General features: G+C 59.5%; 19 protein-coding genes and 2 tRNA genes. 9 read left to right on the plus strand and 12 right to left on the minus strand.

What is annotated here, in order from left to right:
* Positions 1 to 35 precede the first annotated feature (35 nt).
* The 10 genes from C3F12_01130 to C3F12_01175 all read right to left on the minus strand — a co-directional run bounded on the left by C3F12_01130 (position 36) and on the right by C3F12_01175 (position 8650).
* Entirely contained in the window at positions 36 to 986 is a 951-nt protein-coding gene (locus C3F12_01130; protein ID PWB48717.1) for a methenyltetrahydromethanopterin cyclohydrolase, read from the minus strand.
* A 13-nt stretch (positions 987 to 999) separates the two neighbouring features.
* The gene (locus C3F12_01135; GenBank protein ID PWB48718.1) at positions 1000 to 1809 is read right to left on the minus strand and encodes a formylmethanofuran dehydrogenase subunit C; all 810 of its coding nucleotides are present in this window, start codon (positions 1807 to 1809) and stop codon (positions 1000 to 1002) included.
* A gap of 99 nt (positions 1810 to 1908) precedes the next feature.
* A complete protein-coding gene (gene fhcD, locus C3F12_01140; GenBank protein ID PWB48719.1) occupies positions 1909 to 2817 on the minus strand; it encodes a formylmethanofuran--tetrahydromethanopterin N-formyltransferase in 909 nt (302 codons plus the stop codon).
* 27 nt (positions 2818 to 2844) lie between these two features.
* On the minus strand, positions 2845 to 4491 hold the full coding sequence (locus C3F12_01145; GenBank protein ID PWB48720.1) for a formylmethanofuran dehydrogenase subunit A: 1647 nt from the start codon (positions 4489 to 4491) through the stop codon (positions 2845 to 2847).
* Between the two features lie 11 nt (positions 4492 to 4502).
* A complete protein-coding gene (locus C3F12_01150; GenBank protein ID PWB48721.1) occupies positions 4503 to 5864 on the minus strand; it encodes a formylmethanofuran dehydrogenase subunit B in 1362 nt (453 codons plus the stop codon).
* A complete protein-coding gene (locus C3F12_01155) occupies positions 5857 to 6195 on the minus strand; it encodes a formylmethanofuran dehydrogenase (protein PWB48722.1) in 339 nt (112 codons plus the stop codon). The genes C3F12_01150 and C3F12_01155 overlap by 8 nt, the downstream gene beginning before the upstream one ends.
* A 100-nt stretch (positions 6196 to 6295) precedes the next feature.
* Positions 6296 to 7180 carry a methylenetetrahydromethanopterin dehydrogenase gene (locus tag C3F12_01160; protein ID PWB48723.1) on the minus strand — a complete coding sequence of 295 codons (885 nt, stop codon included), beginning with the start codon at positions 7178 to 7180 and terminating at the stop codon, positions 6296 to 6298.
* A gap of 132 nt (positions 7181 to 7312) precedes the next feature.
* A complete protein-coding gene (gene fae / locus C3F12_01165; protein ID PWB48724.1) occupies positions 7313 to 7813 on the minus strand; it encodes a formaldehyde-activating enzyme in 501 nt (166 codons plus the stop codon).
* 157 nt (positions 7814 to 7970) lie between these two features.
* Positions 7971 to 8072 (minus strand) — tRNA-Sec (locus tag C3F12_01170).
* Positions 8073 to 8113: 41 nt separating this feature from the next.
* Positions 8114 to 8650 (minus strand): hypothetical protein, encoded by a 537-nt coding sequence (locus C3F12_01175; GenBank protein ID PWB48725.1) that lies wholly within the window; start codon positions 8648 to 8650, stop codon positions 8114 to 8116.
* A gap of 545 nt (positions 8651 to 9195) precedes the next feature.
* Between C3F12_01175 and C3F12_01180 the strand changes: the two genes are divergently transcribed.
* Positions 9196 to 9450 carry a hypothetical protein gene (locus tag C3F12_01180; GenBank protein PWB48726.1) on the plus strand — a complete coding sequence of 85 codons (255 nt, stop codon included), beginning with the start codon at positions 9196 to 9198 and terminating at the stop codon, positions 9448 to 9450.
* A gap of 114 nt (positions 9451 to 9564) precedes the next feature.
* On the opposite strand, the gene C3F12_01185 is transcribed toward C3F12_01180, so the two are convergent.
* Together C3F12_01185 and C3F12_01190 are read right to left on the minus strand one after the other, a co-directional pair.
* Positions 9565 to 10356, minus strand: a complete 792-nt coding sequence (locus C3F12_01185; protein ID PWB48727.1) for a lytic transglycosylase — start codon at positions 10354 to 10356, stop codon at positions 9565 to 9567.
* Between the two features lie 34 nt (positions 10357 to 10390).
* Positions 10391 to 11128: a ZIP family magnesium transporter gene (locus C3F12_01190; protein ID PWB48728.1), complete on the minus strand. Its 738-nt coding sequence runs from the start codon at positions 11126 to 11128 to the stop codon at positions 10391 to 10393.
* A 171-nt stretch (positions 11129 to 11299) separates the two neighbouring features.
* Here C3F12_01190 and C3F12_01195 point away from each other — a divergent pair, with 171 nt between their 5' ends.
* From C3F12_01195 to C3F12_01230, 8 genes are all read left to right on the plus strand, one after another.
* Positions 11300 to 12109, plus strand: coding sequence for a nucleoside triphosphate pyrophosphohydrolase (locus C3F12_01195; protein PWB48729.1), 810 nt, complete (start codon positions 11300 to 11302; stop codon positions 12107 to 12109).
* A 167-nt stretch (positions 12110 to 12276) separates the two neighbouring features.
* Entirely contained in the window at positions 12277 to 13635 is a 1359-nt protein-coding gene (locus C3F12_01200; protein PWB48730.1) for a serine protease, read from the plus strand.
* Positions 13632 to 14450 (plus strand): hypothetical protein, encoded by an 819-nt coding sequence (locus tag C3F12_01205; GenBank protein ID PWB48731.1) that lies wholly within the window; start codon positions 13632 to 13634, stop codon positions 14448 to 14450. The genes C3F12_01200 and C3F12_01205 overlap by 4 nt, the downstream gene beginning before the upstream one ends.
* Positions 14447 to 14728 (plus strand): hypothetical protein, encoded by a 282-nt coding sequence (locus C3F12_01210; GenBank protein PWB48732.1) that lies wholly within the window; start codon positions 14447 to 14449, stop codon positions 14726 to 14728. The genes C3F12_01205 and C3F12_01210 overlap by 4 nt, the downstream gene beginning before the upstream one ends.
* Before the next feature lie 14 nt (positions 14729 to 14742).
* The gene (gene msrA, locus C3F12_01215; GenBank protein ID PWB48733.1) at positions 14743 to 15213 is read left to right on the plus strand and encodes a peptide-methionine (S)-S-oxide reductase; all 471 of its coding nucleotides are present in this window, start codon (positions 14743 to 14745) and stop codon (positions 15211 to 15213) included.
* A gap of 21 nt (positions 15214 to 15234) precedes the next feature.
* A complete protein-coding gene (gene pyrE / locus C3F12_01220) occupies positions 15235 to 15837 on the plus strand; it encodes an orotate phosphoribosyltransferase (GenBank protein PWB48734.1) in 603 nt (200 codons plus the stop codon).
* Between the two features lie 142 nt (positions 15838 to 15979).
* A tRNA-Ala gene (locus C3F12_01225) sits at positions 15980 to 16055 on the plus strand.
* Between the two features lie 422 nt (positions 16056 to 16477).
* On the plus strand, positions 16478 to 17079 hold a 602-nt coding region (locus tag C3F12_01230), incomplete at its 3' end, for a hypothetical protein (protein ID PWB48735.1).

Here is a 17079-nt window from a genome sequence, read left to right on the forward strand (position 1 = left end):
CCGTTTCACGCCTCACGCCTTTCGCCTGACGGTCTTTAGCTAAGGAGGGAGGCGTGGAGCAGGTCGGCGTTGAAGCGGCCGGCCCTGAAGGTTCGGCCGGTGGCGGCGTTGGTGATGGCGATTCTCGCCGGGCTGAAGAGGAACGGATCGATCTTGTAGAAATCCCCGTCATACCGCTTGAACAGTTCGCGGAACAGTTGGCCGTAGTCCCGCGACGCACATGACGGGACCTTATCGATCAACGCCGCGATCTCGTCATCGGTCGACGACACCGTCAGATAGACCTTGCTGCCGTACAGGACGCAGTCGTTGGTCCGCCCGATGGCCGTCAAGTCGTCGGCAGCGGGGGTCGCGATGGGGCAGGTCCCGAACCCGCTGAGTGTCTTGGTCACGTCAAAGTCAAGCTCGAACAGCTTATGCATCGCCGTCTCGACCGAGCGCGCCGCGATCTGTACCGCCCCGGCGACGCTTCGCGTAGCCGCGACCGCCAGGGATACGCGGTCTGCCTTGACACCGCACTTTTCTGCGACGTAATCCGCCACCTCTTCATCCGGCAGGCGGCCGCTCTCCAGCACCAGAACCGCCACGTCGGCATCATCCCGGATACGGATCGTCTCAAACAGCTCCTCGGTCCGCGCCAGCGCCCGAGCCGGACCGGACCCCATCCCGAAAAACTTGCCGCGATGGATCCGCCACCCGGCGTACTGTGAGCCGAGGCACGGGAGCACCGGGCCGTCGATCGCGACACTGATGCTGGAAAACGAGAAGTCACCGTAGTCGAGCGGGAGAAAAGAGACCTCGCCCAACCCGCCGAGACAGATCTCCGCCAGCCCCTTCCCCGCCAGCAGGCCGCCCGGCGCCTTGACCCCAAGATCGACCAGCCTGGCGCCGTTCTTGAGCGTCGAGACCGAGATCCCGAGCGCGGAGGCCCGATCAGCCATGCGGTTCAGGATCTCAACGGCTTGGTGATTCAGACTGAGCGACACGACGGCGTCCTCCTCAGGCGGCGATCAGGATTTCGCCCTTGCCCACATCGGCCAGGTCGCCGTGATAGCGCCGAACCGAGCCATTGCCAGGAACCGGGGTCTCCACCCCAAGTTGCTTCAACCCCTTGAACAGCATCTGGAGAAAGACCGGCGCGTAGGTGCAGTCGTACGCGAAGGTCGGCAGCAGGTCTACGGGCCGCCGGCAATAGATGGTCCCCTTCTGCATCCCCGCCCCGGTCCTGATGCCGGCTTGGCCGAAGAGGCAGATCGTCCCGTTGGTCATCATGGCGCCCAGGAAGTCCTCGGCATTCCCTTTGATGACGATGAGGCCACGTCGCATGTAGGCGCCGACCTCGTGCCCGACGTTCCCGTCGACGACGATGATGCCGCCCTGCATGCCGTACTTACTGCCACGATACGAAGCCCCGGCACGGTGCCGGGCATTCCCTTTGACGTGAATCAGCCCGCCCTGCATTTCGACGCCCAGGAAGTCGTCGGCATTGCCGTCAATGAGGATCTCGCCGCCCCGCATATACGAACCGGCGTGCATCCCGACATCGCCGTGGACCGTGATGCGACCACGGGTCATGCCCGAGCCGATCCACTTGACCCGCCCCGCGCCGCCTTCGATGACGATCTCATCCGACCGCTCCCCCTCTACCCTGAAGAAATCGGCAAGCCGGTGCGTCTCATTCCCTAACGCCACAGGCATCGCCTCGATTTCCGCCTGCGCCCGCTCGGCGAAGAGATCGGGGCAGATCGTCTCGGCCTCGAGTGGTATGTTTGTGGGGATCTCTTGCATATGAAGTACGACTGGTGACATATGACCCTCGCGTATTAATTGTAGGGGCGCTGCTTGCTGCGCCCTCCTTGGGCAGAGCAAGCCCTGCCCCTACTAAACGGCCAATAACTGAGAACCCGATCAGCCCGCCAGCAACTGGTGCAGGTGAAAGTGATGTTTGCCCAACTTGCCGCCGTAGTTACCGGCGGAGATCTTCACGACGCCTGGACCGCATGCAGCCCGGATGCCGACCCGCATCGCCTCTCCCACCGCCTCCGGCGTCAGGCCGTCGACGACGATTTCGAGTACCGCCCCGACGCCCTCCGGCAGTTCGCTCTTGACCGCGCCTCGCAGCGATGGGCAGAAGGCCGTATTGCTGGAGGCGTTCAGGAACTTGTAGCGCGAGCCGACCTTGCTGCCGGATCTGACGACGCCGCCAGGAAACGGCATGATGACGCCAGGTACCTTCCGCATCGCCTCAATCGCCCGCTCGGCGGCCTGCAGCGTGACCGACAGCTCACTCCCCAACAGCAGGAAGTTGCCGCCGCCTACACCCTTTTGCACGCCGAACCGGTCTTCCACAATGAACTCGCCGTCCATCACGGGAATCCGCCAGAACCGCCGAGGGCCGCTTCCGTTGCCGAACATCCGCGGCTCGAAGCGCTTGCTGATCTGAAACCCATCGCCGAAAAATTTGAGCTTCCCCCCGATTGACAGACGGTCTTCGGCCTCCAGATCGTTATAACAGGCCGACGTCGGGGCCGTCATGACGCACTGGCCGATTCGGTTGATAAGCTGTTCCTGCACCGCCTTTTTCGACGTGGCGAACAGCATCACACTTACGCCGGGGCGGTCGTCGGGCGTCTCAGTCGCCTCGGTTCCAATTGCCACCTCACAGCCGCAGCCGATGACTGAGGTGCCGAAACCGGCCATGCTGCGGGCCGCCTCCATGGCCCACCCCTTGCTGCACGCAGTGATGAGCACCCGGCTCGCATACATGCCGAATGCCTCTGCATAGGTCTCGTCGATGCAAACGCCATTGATCTCCATTGCGTCTCCGTCAGCTCACCATCAGGATCATCGAGCCGTCCCCAGGGGAATCGCCTCCCGATAGGGGATATCCTCGATATCGATCGGGAAATTCTGGTACCGGATCGTATAGAAGTTTTCGAATTCGGTCTTGAAGCTTGGGTCCATCTCGCCCACATCCGGCGGGATGACGAACAGGGTCTTGCCGTCTGGACTGGCCACGATCTCGCCGTCCCGCAGCACCGTCTCGCCGCCCTTGATGGTATAGACAGGATGTTCGAACATCTGCTCCCGGTCGGTATCCTTGGCGTAGATGGTGATATCGGCATCGGCCCCGACCCCCAGGTGGCCCTTATGATGAAGTCCCAGCGCCCTCGCTGGGCCGGCCCTGGAGATGATGGCGATCTCCGACAGGCTGTATTCGCGGTCGAGGCTCGACAGGATCGTCTCGGACGCCACGCGCTTATGCACACGCTTCAGCATCTCGTCCCGGAACGGCTTGTCCATGAGCAGTCGAATGATCCATGGATAGAGGTAGAAGGGGCCGCCGTTGGGATGATCGGTAGAGAGAAAGACCCGCCACGGATCACGGATCAGGAGGAACAGCTCCAATCCGATCGCCCATTGCAGGGCATTCACAAAGTTGTTTTCGCGATAGGTATAGGGGACGATCCCGCACCCGGTCTCGATCTCTACGTCCTGGTTGTACCATTTGTTCTTGCTGAGCTTGTACAGCCGGTACTGCCAGGGTCCGTCCGCCGTGATGGTGGTGGCGTCGCCAAAAACCACCTGGCCAATATCCGTCGTGATGTTGGGATGGGTGTTGATGTACTCGGCAATTTCAGGAGCCTTTGAGCAGAAGCCGCCCCAGTTTTCGCCGCCGTAGCTGTGGAACTGGGCGTGCGCCACATGGAGTCGGCTACCCTCCAGTGTCCGCATCGTATCCAGGGTCGTCAGATAGTTGTTCGGCGTACCCAGGCGATTGGCGTGCAGGTGGATCGAGTGGGGCAGGCCGAGACTTTCGTTGACCGAGGCGAGCGTCTGCAGGATCTGGCGCGGTGTCACATCGAAGTAGTGGACCTTGTCGTCCAGGGTCTCGACGTCCTTGCCGTACTTCCACTGCTCGACCCCTCCTGGGTTGACCAGCTTGACGCCGTATGCCTTCAACGACCGGAGGAGCCAAGCGACGTAGCGCTTGACCTTGTCCAGTTCGCCCGCCTTGATGAACTTCAGGATAAACTCGTTGCTTCCAAGCTCAATGTATAACCCTTTATCGACGATCGGGATGTCGATCAGCTCTTCATGGGTATGTCGAACCCCAATGGGCGCGTTGGCGCCCTCCATGACCGTGGTGTAGCCCATCTGGGCGTAGAGGTACCCCGTTGCAAAGGTCGAGGGAACGGTCGAGCCCACACCGGATCGTATACCGGCACCGGGCTTCGCGTTGAATAGCATGTGCCGGTGGTCCTCTGGCCTGAACCCGCGGGCCGCGTTGACCGCCGGACTCGCGATGTGGGTATGGATATCGACGCCGCCAGGCATCACTACCAGGTTGCCGGCGTCGATCACCTCGGCAGGCCCGGTGCAGGACTCGACGACCTTTCCATCCTCGACACAGATCTCTTTTACCGTACCGTTAATCCCGTTGGCCGGGTCGTACACCTCGCCGCCGACGATTCGTAATGAGCGTGCCATATCGATTGTCCTCAGCCTCTGCCTGCCGGGGCGGGAGCACCGTTGCCGGCGCGACTCTTTATCGCCTTGATCTTTGCGATAATGCGCTCAAGGATCTCCCGATCCGATGGATAGGGTGAATCAACGACCTTTTTGAACATCAGGGGGATATGGTCCATTCTGTACGCCATGCCGCCGGCGGCAATGGCGCCCTGCGCCGCTGGAATAACGATATCGGCGACTCTGGTCGTATCGCTCTCTTTGGGATCGATGGCGATCAGCGGGATCGATTTTAGGTGCTCCGCCATCCCCCCGGGAAAGTTGCCGATGGCGTCGCCGGCAATAATCAGTGCCGCATCAACCTCTTTGCGGGCCAACATATCGACGACCGAAAATTCGCCGGGATTGAATCGCGGATAGCCGCGACTCATGTTGACATGGAAGGGAAAGCCCGTCTGCCAAGTCAGCACCTGCGCCATCCCCACCACGTTGCCGTGACCTCTCATGGCCGCGCACGAAAACTTGGTGAACTGGTTCAGGTCCTGGGCGAGCTTGAGCAGCGCCACAAGATTCAGATACTTGCCCCTGGTCTGGGTCAGACCCATCCCCCAATAGACGATCCCGAACTTGGCGCTCTTCATCTTCTCAACCAGCGCCTTCAACTCATCGATCGGGATGCCCCCAACCTCGGTCACCGGCAACTCGTGACCCTTTACCAGCGCCCGGAGCGCCGAGATGACCTCGTAATCCGAGTTCGGTTTCATCTGGATAAAGGCGTCGGCGATGCGCGTGGTCGGCGTCGGCCTGACGTCGACCTGAATGACCATCCGGTCCTTCTTCCCCTTTGGGGTAAACATCCCCTTGACGGTCACCGAGTAGCGGATGGCGTGCCGCGGGTGCGCCTCGGCCGGATTACACCCCCAGAAGATCACCAGATCGGCCCGGTTCTTCGTCTCTCCAGATGTGCAGGTGGGGATGCCGACGGTCATCACCGCCTGGTAGCTGGGCGCGTGACAGACCGAAGAGGTATGATCGATATTGGCGCCGATCAGATCGGCCAGCTCAATCGATTTGCGCTGGGCGCCCAGTTCGGTCGAATCGAGTCCATAGATGAGGGGATATTTGGCCTTGGCGAGAACCTCCGCCGCCGCGTCGATACACTCATCAACGGTGGCCGGTTTGCCATACAGTCTCGGGGTCGACAACCCTTCCAGATGATGGAGGAAGGTGTCTTTCCCGAGGGTACAGGCGTTCTTGACCTCGGTGATCTTTCCGTTCTCGACCTTGACCTCAAGATCGTCACAGGTCACCCCGCAATAGGGGCAGACGACCCCCGTCATCACATACGGTTCTTTTTTTGTAGCCGGTTCTTGTACGGCAACGCTCTCAGCCATGGCGCTTCACCTCCACCGTAATCCCCTTGGAGTCAGGCATCCCCGTCGCCTGGGTATCGGAACCGATCAGGGCATTGCTCAACTCTCCATACGGTATAAAGACGATTCCCTGCGGGATATCGGTCTTTTTCAATTTGACGACGATCGAACCGTAGCTCGATGTGACCTGCGCCTGACCCCCATCCTGCAGACCCAGGGCGTCCATATCCTTGAGGTTCATCTGCAAGGTCGACACCTCTTCCCGGTACTCTTCCGCTTCCTTGCCGAGATGGAGCGATTTGCCCTGCTTGGTCGATCGACCGGTAATCAGAACGAACTGTGTGTCAGGCACCTGATTCTTACTCCTATGTTATAATCTTATCACAGAATCGCTACCATTAAAGGGATCTGCTCAGGCGTAGAGACTGAAGGCTGAAGGCTATACTGGCGCCTCAGCCGGCCAGCCGTCTCTGCGCGATCTCCAGGGCGTGATTCTCGTCAAGCATCACAAACTTCTCGGAGGTCCGGATCGTCTCGAGCATCTCGATCTCGACATCGTATTTCAGGACGCCGACCGCCAGCGCACCGACCCCCTTAATGCCCGGTACGACCTCTTTCAGGTCATCATTCGGCGCCAGGTTGAAGATGCCGGTCGGAGGAACCGCGTTCACGTCGGCCACAAGCTTCCCCGACGGCAGCGCCTCCAGAACCGCCTTGGAAATCATCTGGATCCCCGCCTTACCGGTCGTCAGGATCACATCCACGTCGCGCAGGTGCGAGATCTTATCATCGTCCGTCGCCATGGCGGCGCCCTTCACCGTCCCCCCTGTCTTGGCCGACAGTCGCTCCGCCAACTGCTGCACGCCGCTCAGTTGCCGGGAGCCGATAACGACCTCCGCTCCCAGCTTGACACACAGGGTCGCCGCAACAATGCCGACCGGGCCCGTTCCGCCCGGGATGGCCACCCGCTTGCCGCGCAGGCCGCCGACGGCCTTTTCCGCTTTGGCGACCAGCGCCACCGCCGTCGTGTACGACCCTTTAGGATCGATCATCATCGACACCTGAAAGGGGGGGAACATGCTCTTCGCCGCGGCCTGACGGACACGCTCGGCCGAATCGACGTCGTTGCCCCCGATGAACAGCGCGCTGAATTTGGCGCCCTTTGGCCCCCTGGAGAAGATGATGTCCTGCACCAGCAGGACCGCCGACTCCTCATTGACGCTGCCGTATGGAATGACGGCGTGGAAGCCGGCATCATACGCCATATTGATGTCGAACGGACTCGGTTGGGCTTCCGTCGTTAAAAAATAGAGCAGATGCTTTCGCTCGTTCGTCATAGGTCCTCACTCAGCAAAACAAATCAAAGGGGCCGACGGGCGAGAGACCGATCAGGCCTTCACGCTCACCCGGCAACCCCTTCGATATGGGTGATCCGACTCTCTATCTAATCTTACCTCGTATCGATCCCACTACGCAAAGGGATGCTTGACCTTGTCCTTCGCGGCGAGGATGTCACTCATCGACGGCTGCTCGGCCAATGCCCGCGCGATCGACTCCTTGGTCGCCTGATAGTTAAAGTCGAAGATCTTTTTATTGTCGTCGGCTTCCCAGTGAATAAACACGCCGACAACGATCGCCAGATCTTCAGCATCTTTCGCCGGAATAACGCCTTCCGCGACGCTATCCACCACAGCCTTGGCCACAGCGGCCTGGGCCGGGCCGAACATCTGAACCGCCTGTTTTGCCCCTTTAATCGTCACTTTGTTGAACATCACCGTCGCAGGCTTCGCCAGCAAATTCGGCGCCACCACCGCCAGAAGGGCGCTGTGACCCGCAGACTGCTGAGCGAGGCGCTGTGCGAGGACGGCGCCGACCGGACCGTTCTTGGGGCCGATCATCAGGTCAATATGTGCCACCTCGTTGCCGTCACCTACCAATGACTCGCCAACCATGATGTCGCGCATTGCCATTCCTCCTTCTCCTTTCCACCTTGCCGGTTAACGTTCTCAGTTCTTACCCAAACGTCCTATTGGGGCTTAGTCGCAAAGCCTAGATTCTAATTTTAGCAGACCATCGTGTCAAGCTTTTTTAGCTATCCGGAAAGTCTATGAAAATGGGCTATCCTGGTGGAGACCAGGGTGGGAATCGAACCCACATCCGCCCGATTTGCAGTCGGAACGGCATCACGGATTTGAAATCCGCGCCGCACGCCAGCACGGTCGCCTGGTCATTCGCTAGCTATTATCGGCCAAACGAATCCCCGTGAATTGCTACCGCTTCTCGGGCTGAAAGTAGTTCCGGTAACTAATCCGGATATGATCTCGTGGTGTGACGCAGGAACCACCCCTGAGAACCATTTGGTTCGCCATAAACTTACCGTTGTACTCTCCCAGCGCGACCAACCCGCTGAAATCCGACCAGTGTTCTTCTGCGATCTCCTCAATTAAATCATGCATCCGGCGGTCGATCGAGGACCGGTAGTTATAGGTCTCCTTGACCGTCGGGCGTGAGAGGTATCCCCGTCGAGCACGCTCAACTCGCGCGCCGAGAGACTCGTAGTAGGAGTTGAATAGAAAGCCGAACAGCGCATGATAGGGCCGGTAGTTGCGGGAGTATCGCTGCAGAAGAAGCGTTTCGAAGAACCAGGTAGTGTGACCGAGGTGCCATTTGGGCGGACTCACATCGACGATCGGCTGAATAACGTAGTCCTCGATTTCCAGGGGGAGGCAGATCGCTTCTGTCAGTTCGCGGATTTCAATATACTTCTTGAGCAGTCCCGTTCGTTCGTTTACCGTTTCTTTCCTCATTGGTCCTTGCGTGTCCCCTCAGCCTTCGTTCGATCCTGCTGTTGGCTCGTGCCGCACACGCCTGGTATGTTGCTCAACCTACCTCTTTCCGGTTGTCGCGTTCCGTTCCGCACTCCGGTCAGAACGTTCGCGGATGCTTTCTCACGGAATTCTTATAACAGCATTATTCCTATATCTCAAATAGAAAATACCGATATCTAAGGATACCGCTTTTCTATCTCCCACGCGACGCACTGGCCGCACAGGGCAACAGCCCCGAAGGTTAGAGCGGATACTTATCGGTCGACCAGCTTGGGGCGAAACGGCAAGCACTTTCTGCTTGCATACGATTCGCGTATCCGACAAGATGGGGGTGTAGAAATCGAGGCTGGCGAACCCCCTGAGCGGAACCCGTGAGTATGCAGCCTATGCCATTCGTATACACCATAGATGGCACAATGGAGGGGATGTTAATGGAACGAATCGATTGGAGATACCACCGCCCCGGATGAAAGTCCTGCGTCAAGACGCAAGAGTTTCTTGCGAAACATCGTGTCGAGATTGCGTTGCAGGTGGATGCGAAGAAAACAACCCTGAAGGAGAAGGAAGCGCTCGCGCTGATCCGAGAGGTGGACGAGATCTACGCGACGAAGGGGCAGAAAGTTATCCACGTTGACCTGCAGAAGGACAAGCCGGATAAGTCACAGCTCCTGGCGCTCCTGCTGGGGCCAAGCAGGAACCTGCGAGCCCCGACCCTCCGGAAGGGTCGCACGCTCATTGTCGGCTTTGACGCGGCGATTTACGGCAAATTATTTCGTTAACGGCCGTTAGGCATCCAACCGTTGCTTGGGCTCTCGCCAGAGGAGCTGTACCGAAGACTGGCGCACGAGTGGCTCAATGATCGAACGACACGATGTGTCTGTCGCGTGACGCGTCTAAGGGGATTGAACGATCGGCGGGATATTCGAGTACACAATGGTATCAGACACCTCGGCCTTGTAGATGGACGGCGGCGGCGATGGTGGGGACGGAGTCGCCGCCCGCCTGACTGCTTTGATCGGCAGCTCGGTCGCCTGGCGCTCCTGCCGACCGCGCCGGTACAGGCCGAGGACTTTGGTCACGTAGTCCCGGGTCTCTGCATAGGGCGGTACGCCCTTATACCGAAGTACGGCGTTCTCGCCGGCATTGTAGGCGGCTAACGCCAGCGTCACATCTCCCTCAAACAGGTTCAGAAGTTCGCGAAGGTATCTGGCGCCGGCGCCGACATTCTCGTGGGGATCGTAGACATCGCCGACGGAAAAGCGCCAGACGGTCCCCGGCATGAGTTGCATCAGCCCTTGCGCCCCCTTCGGCGAGATCGCCTTACGGTTGAAGTTCGACTCCACCTGGATCACCGCTCGAATCAGGGCCGGATCAAGCTCGTACTCGGCCGCCAGGACATCAATGAGTCCGGATATGTTCGCGGCGGTGAGTTTTGTGGTGGCGGGCAGGACACCAGGCCGGAGCAGCCTGTGTTGCGGCGTTGTCGGCGCATTGGTAAAGTAGACCAGCCCATCCGTGTCGGTCCGGTAATAGATCTCTCCCAACGCCGGTCCCGCCGACAGCAGGATCAAGCCCGCCAGCGCTATTGCGATATGCCATCCCTTTCTCACACCGCCTCCTGATTGGTCGACCGCAATTAAACTTTGTAAAAATATACCAAATCCGGCCGCCGTGTGCAAGCACAATTAGCCCCTCCAGCCAGTCTGCGCCGGACCGGACTCAGTGACCCAGACCGGAAAGCAACTGTTCGGTGACATAAAACAGCAGGACCCCAACGAACACCATGACCGCCATCAGGATCCCTTTCTCACGATTGACCTCCGGCATCAGGTCGGATGCCGCTACATAGATCATGACCCCTGCCGACACGGCCAGCCGATACCCCAGCAGCCCCTCAAGGTACGACGCAAACAGGACGCCAAAGATCGTCGAGAAGGCAAGCGCCACCGATGATGCGACAGCGATCGTACGTGTCCTGCCGGACGCCAGCATGATGGAACCGACCGTAAATCCCTCGGGAATCTTGTGAAGCGCTACCGCCACGAAGATCAAGACCCCCAGCTCCGTGCTGACATGGAAGCCCGATGCGATCGACACCCCATCGAAGAAGGTATGGACCAGCAGACCGGTCAGGGCGAAGAGGCTGACCGCCGGCGCCAGGACCGCCTCTACGTGGGTTTCCTCGCCGAAGTGAAAATGGGGCGCCAGGATATGCTCGGCAAAATGGATGAGCAGATACCCGCCGAGAATCAGCAGGGGCGCGTGCTCGGTCAGGCGCACGCTCTCCGGCACCATCCCAAGGAAGGCGGCCCCCAGCATAAAGCCGGTCCCGAGGGCGAGGAAGTATTTCAGCAGCACCTCGTCCCATCGTCGTTTGATCGTGATCAGCAGTCCGCCGGCCACGTTCGCCGCGGCAGCGGCGCAGCCGAAGGCCAAGCTTATGTAGAACGATTCCATCATCGCCTCATGAAGATAGTGTAAACACGGTACGTTAGCCGTTCACCCTCGCCTTGTCAAAGCAATTTATCCCGGCCTCAACGTATCCGGAGATTCGCTTTGCCCGGATGACAAACGAAGACTATACTTAATGTAGAAAAAACAGCCGATTTATAACCTCAAGGAGGCCCAATGGCGGAGGCGAGCGGAGCGCAGTTCGAGGCATTGGTGCGAATTATGGAGCGATTGCGGGAGGACAACGGGTGCCCGTGGGACCGGGAGCAGACACGGCAGACCCTGAAGCCGTTCCTGATCGAGGAAGCCTATGAAGTGGTGGAGGCGATCGACGAAGAAGACCCCAAACAGATCATGGAGGAGTTGGGTGATCTGCTGTTTCAGGTCATATTTCACGCCCAGGTCGCGGCCGAACAGCGCGAGTTCACCATCGGGCAGGTTTTGGCGGCGATAACGGAGAAGATGGTGCGCCGTCACCCCCATGTCTTCGGCGACGGAACCGCCTCCACGGCCCACGAGGTCCTGGAACAGTGGGAGGAACTGAAGCGCAAGGAGCGTCATGCCGTATCGACGGCCCCCGTATCGGCCCTGGATGGTGTCCCGCGAGAACTCCCCGCTCTCCTGCGCGCTCAACGGCTGCAGGATAAGGCATCGCGGGTCGGGTTTGATTGGCACGAGATCTCCGGAGTCAAGGCAAAGCTTGAAGAGGAGCTTGGCGAGCTGACAGAGGCGATCGAGTCCGCCACGCCGGAGGCGATCGAACAGGAATTGGGAGACGTCCTGTTCAGTCTGGTTAACCTTGCCAGATTCCTGAACCTGAACGCGGAGGAGGCGCTGCGTAAAAGCGTTGTGCGCTTTACGACCAGGTTCCGGTCCATGGAGGAAGCGCTGCGTTGCGATGGTCGTCGCTTCGACGAGATCGGCCTGGAGGAGATGGAGCGGTTGTGGCAGGACGCCAAGCGTCAAGCGCGCACCTCCGACGCATGATATGCTTGACGATCTGCTGTGTTGACCCCTCACCCCAACCCTCTCCGCACCCAGAGGGTACTCGGGGGCGAGGGGGAATTAAATAGTTTTCCTCTCCCCCACCTTGGGGGAGAGGATGAAGGTGAGGGGGGGAAGTACCAATTTTTTCACCCAAGTTGAGTAGGCACATGACCAAACGGCTCGTTGTCTGGTGTACGTTGATCGTGGGCGCGTTGGTATGGTCCGCGATTACCGACGCGAAGACGGAACCTGCGCCTCGGCCGGTTTTGGCGATTCAGATCGAAGGGGTAATCTCACCCAGTACGGCCGATTATATCATCCGTGCCATCAAGCAGGCCGACCGCGAGGTGGCCCAGGCGCTGATTATCGAACTGGACACCCCGGGCGGCCTTGATCTCTCGATGCGCTCCATCATCAAGGAGATGCTGGCCGCCGAGCGCCCCATCATCGTCTATGTCTCGCCGAAAGGCGCCCGCGCCGCGTCCGCCGGCGCCTTTATCACCCTGGCGGCCCACGTGGCGGCCATGGCGCCCGGCACCAATATCGGGGCCGCCCACCCGGTCAATATGGGAGGCCCAATGGACAAAGAGATGACCAAAAAGGTGACCAACGACGCCGCCGCCTATATCCGGACCATCGCCGAGCAGCGCGGCCGGAACGTCCAGTGGGCCGAGGATGCGGTCCGCAAGAGCGTGTCGGCAACCGAGAAGGAGGCGCTCACGCTCAAGATCATCGACCTTGTGGCAGACAGGCTGGACGACCTGCTCGTGGCCCTGGATGGTCGGGAGGTCACGACAGCCGGCGGTACGGTCATCCTGCACACCAAAGGGGTCGAGGTCAGCCGTATCGATATGAGCCTCCGCGATAAGATCCTGAAGGTCATCTCCGATCCGACCATCGCGTACATGCTGTTGATGTTGGGCCTGGCCGGGCTGTACTTCGAGCTGTCGACCCCCGGGGCGATTCTGCCCGGCGTCCTCGGCGGCATCTGCCTGATCCTGGCCTTCTACGCCTTCCAGACCCTGCCCATTAACTACGCCGGGCTGCTCCTGATCCTGCTGGCGATTATTCTGTTCATTGCCGAGATCAAGGTGACCTCGTACGGCATGCTTGCCGTCGGCGGGATCATCGCCATGATCCTCGGTTCGATGATGCTGATCAAGAGCCCGGCGCCGTTCATGCGGATCTCGTTGCCCGCCATTATCCTGACTACCGGGGCAACGGCGGCATTCTTTCTCTTTATCGTGGCCATGGCGCTGCGGGCGCAGCATCAACAGACTACGACCGGCGCCGAAGGACTGATCGGGCAGATCGGCACGGTCAGGACGCCGCTTAAACCGGAGGGAAGCATCTTGGTTGGAGGCGAACTCTGGTCGGCTCGATGCGAGGAGGGAGCTGAGCCTGGCGATAAGGTCAGGATCCGGACGTTGAAGGGGCTTCTGTTATTCGTCAGCAAAGATCACGAGGCAGTGGCCGTTGAAGCCGATGCGATGTCAACGCAACGACAACAGGGAGGGCAGGCATGAATCCCCAGGAGATTCTCTCAGCGGTTTTCGGCTTGGTCCCGATACTCTTTCTCCTCATCCTGGCGCTCTTTGTACTTGCCAGCTCGGTCCGCATACTCCCTGAGTACGAACGGGCGGTGATCTTTCGCCTGGGCCGTCTTGCCAAGGCGGTCGTCAATCTGGGTGGAGCCGGCAACGGACCCGGCCTGATCCTCCTGATCCCTGTCATCGATCGAATGGTGAAGGTCAGCCTGCGGACGGTCACGATGGATGTCCCCTCGCAGGACGTCATTACCAAGGACAACGTTTCGGTAAAGGTCAACGCCGTCATCTACTTCCGGGCGATTGACCCGGAACGCGCGATCGTTCAGGTCGAGAATTACCTCTTCGCCACCTCGCAGATCGCGCAGACGACCCTGCGGAGCGTTCTGGGGCAGTCGGAACTGGACGAACTGCTGGCAGAGCGCGAACGGATCAATCAGCGGCTCCAGCAGATCATCGACCAGCACACCGATCCCTGGGGGATTAAGGTCACGGCGGTCGAGGTGAAACTGGTGGACCTGCCGCATGAGATGCAGCGAGCCATGGCCAAACAGGCAGAGGCCGAGCGGGAGAAGCGGGCCAAGATCATCCACGCCGAGGGCGAGCTGATCGCCTCCGAAAAGCTGGCGCAGGCGGGCAGAATCCTGGCTTCTGACCCTGTCGCCATCCAGCTTCGATATCTGCAGACGCTGACCGAGATCGGGACGGAACAGAACTCTACCATTGTCTTTCCGATCCCCGTTGATATCCTGAAGACGTTCATGTCTGACCAGAAAAAGGGCGCTGAATCATGAAGGCTGTCTGGCACGGAGTAACGATCGCGGAGAGCGATGAGACCATCGTCGTCGAGGGCAATCATTACTTCCCTCGCGCCTCGGTCCGATCCGAATATCTCCGCGAGAGCGCCACCCGTACCACCTGCCATTGGAAGGGCGAAGCCGGTTATTATGATGTTGTGGTTGACGATGCGGTGAATCCGGACGCAGCCTGGTACTATCCTTTGCCCAAAAACGCTGCCAAGCAGATCGCCGGCCGCGTGGCATTCTGGAAGGGAGTCCAGGTCATTGAGTGATACGTAGCAAACCGATGGAAAAGGCGACCTTTGGGGCGGGCTGCTTCTGGGGGGTTGAAGCCGCGTTTCGCCGAATACCGGGTGTCGTCTCAACGACAGTCGGCTATATGGGCGGCTCGTCTGAGAATCCCACATACTACGATGTCTGCACCGGTACCACCGGCCATACGGAGGTTGTCCAGGCAGAATATGATCCGTCACAGGTCTCCTACGACGATCTCCTCAATCTCTTCTGGACCATCCATGATCCCACCAGTCTCAATCGCCAGGGGCCGGACGTCGGCACCCAGTACCGGTCGGTGATCTTTTTCCATGATACGGAGCAGCGGGCCGCGGCGCTGGCCTCCAAGCAGAGACTGCAACTCAGCGGACAGTATCGGCGGCCGATCGTCACCGAGATCACACCCGCTTCAACCTTTTACCGGGCGGAAGAATATCACCAGCACTACCTGGAAAAGCAGACTCAGCCTCGCTGTACGATCTAGACAACCTCACCTTCGTCGTGTATCCTCACCCCCGTGGATACTCCCAGAGACCAACTCCTGCAATTGCTGGTTCAACACTCCTTCCAGTACAGCGCCAAGCCGATCTTTACCTTGGCGTCAGGCCGGAAGAGTCACTACTACATCAACTGCAAACAGACGACGTTTATGGCGGAAGCGATGCCGCTGCTTGGTTCACTGTTCTTCGAGCGGATCAGGGTGATAGAACAACACAACGGTGAGCAGATCGCTGCCGTTGGAGGGCTCACACTCGGCGCCGATCCCATCGCCTACGCGGTCGCCTATCACAGCGCGCTGCAAGGGACGCCAATTCAGGCCTTCAGCGTCCGAAAGGAACCGAAAGGGCATGGAACGCAGAAGTGGGTGGAGGGGTTCGAGCAGCCTGGCGCAAGGGTGGCGATCATTGAGGATGTCGTCACAACCGGTGCCTCGACCCTCAAGGCGATCGAGGGCGCGCTGCATACCGGATTTCAGATCGTGACCGTGCTGGCGCTGGTGGATCGACAGGAGGGCGGCCGTGAAGAGCTGGAGCGAAAAGGCTACGATCTGGAGGCGATCTACACAACCGAGGATCTTATGCGCGTCTCCGGCAAACGATGCGACTGATCGGCCTTCCGCCCTACTCAAAAAGGTCACTGGACAAATCAGCCGCTTTCCGTTACTGTATCGCATCGTAGGGGCGCTGCATGCTGCGCCCATATTCGGGCAGGGCAAGCCCTGCCCCTACCGCACTACACACTGCTCCAAGGGGGGGTTAGCTCAGTTGGGAGAGCGCGGCGTTCGCAACGCCGAGGTCGGGGGTTCGAATCCCCTACCCTCCACCAATGTCTCCCGGCTTCCCACGGTCATCACGCCCGCTCAACCGACACCCCAGCATCCCTACTGAGTCGCCCGTCCTCTTGACCCTTCATCGTTCGCGACCTTCCTCGTCAGGTTATCCAGTGCCCATCAAGATTGGTGGTTGCACTCTGCACGCTCATCCTGACCGAGACCGCCCTCAATAACACTTGACAGCCGTGGGCGGGACGCTATAGAAAGTCGCTATGAACGCTGTTCACGATGGACCCTGGGTGACCATAGCGCTTCAGCCATGCCCTGTAATTCAACAGCGGATTGATCATTCGAACCAACAGATCCAGCCGATGACGTATTCCGCGCCGCAGATCCCGGACATCAGCAATGATTGCACCATGTTCCATTGATAGATGATGGACGAGTTGAGGTGTGAAATCTGAAAGGAGATTGTATGGGTTTCTTCGGCTCATTATTTCAGGCTGGTGGAACACGTGATGATAAGCTCATCGAGGCGTCTAAATCCGGAGCCGCCGCAGACGTCAAGCGCCTGTTGGCGGAAGGCGCCGATGCAAACGCGAGGGATCCGGATGGTTGGACCGCCCTGATCCACGCATCTTGGCTTGGATATGTCGAGATTGCAAATCTGCTGCTCAATAAAGGCGCTGATGTGAACGCCTCGGCCCGTAATAGCGTCACCCCCCTCATGTATGCATCCTGGCATGGGCATGGGGAGGTTGTCGCGCTCCTGCTCGCTCGCGGCGCCGATGTGAACGCCACGGCGAGTAAGAGCGCAACCGCCCTGATGCATGCAGCCTGGTATGGGCGTGTCGAGGTTGTCGAACTGCTGCTCAATGGCGGGGCTGATGTGAACGCAAGGGATGACGACGGCTGGACCGCCCTGATGCATGCAGCCTGGCATGAGCATGCCGGTGTCGTCGAGCTGCTGCTCAATCGCGGCGCCGATGTGAACGCGAGGGATAATGATGGTGGGACCGCCCTGATGCGGGCGTCCTGGAAAGGGCATCCGGGGGTGATAGGGATGCTGCTCAAGCA

Source organism: Candidatus Methylomirabilota bacterium (assembly GCA_003104975.1).
Taxonomy (GTDB): domain Bacteria; phylum Methylomirabilota; class Methylomirabilia; order Methylomirabilales; family Methylomirabilaceae; genus Methylomirabilis.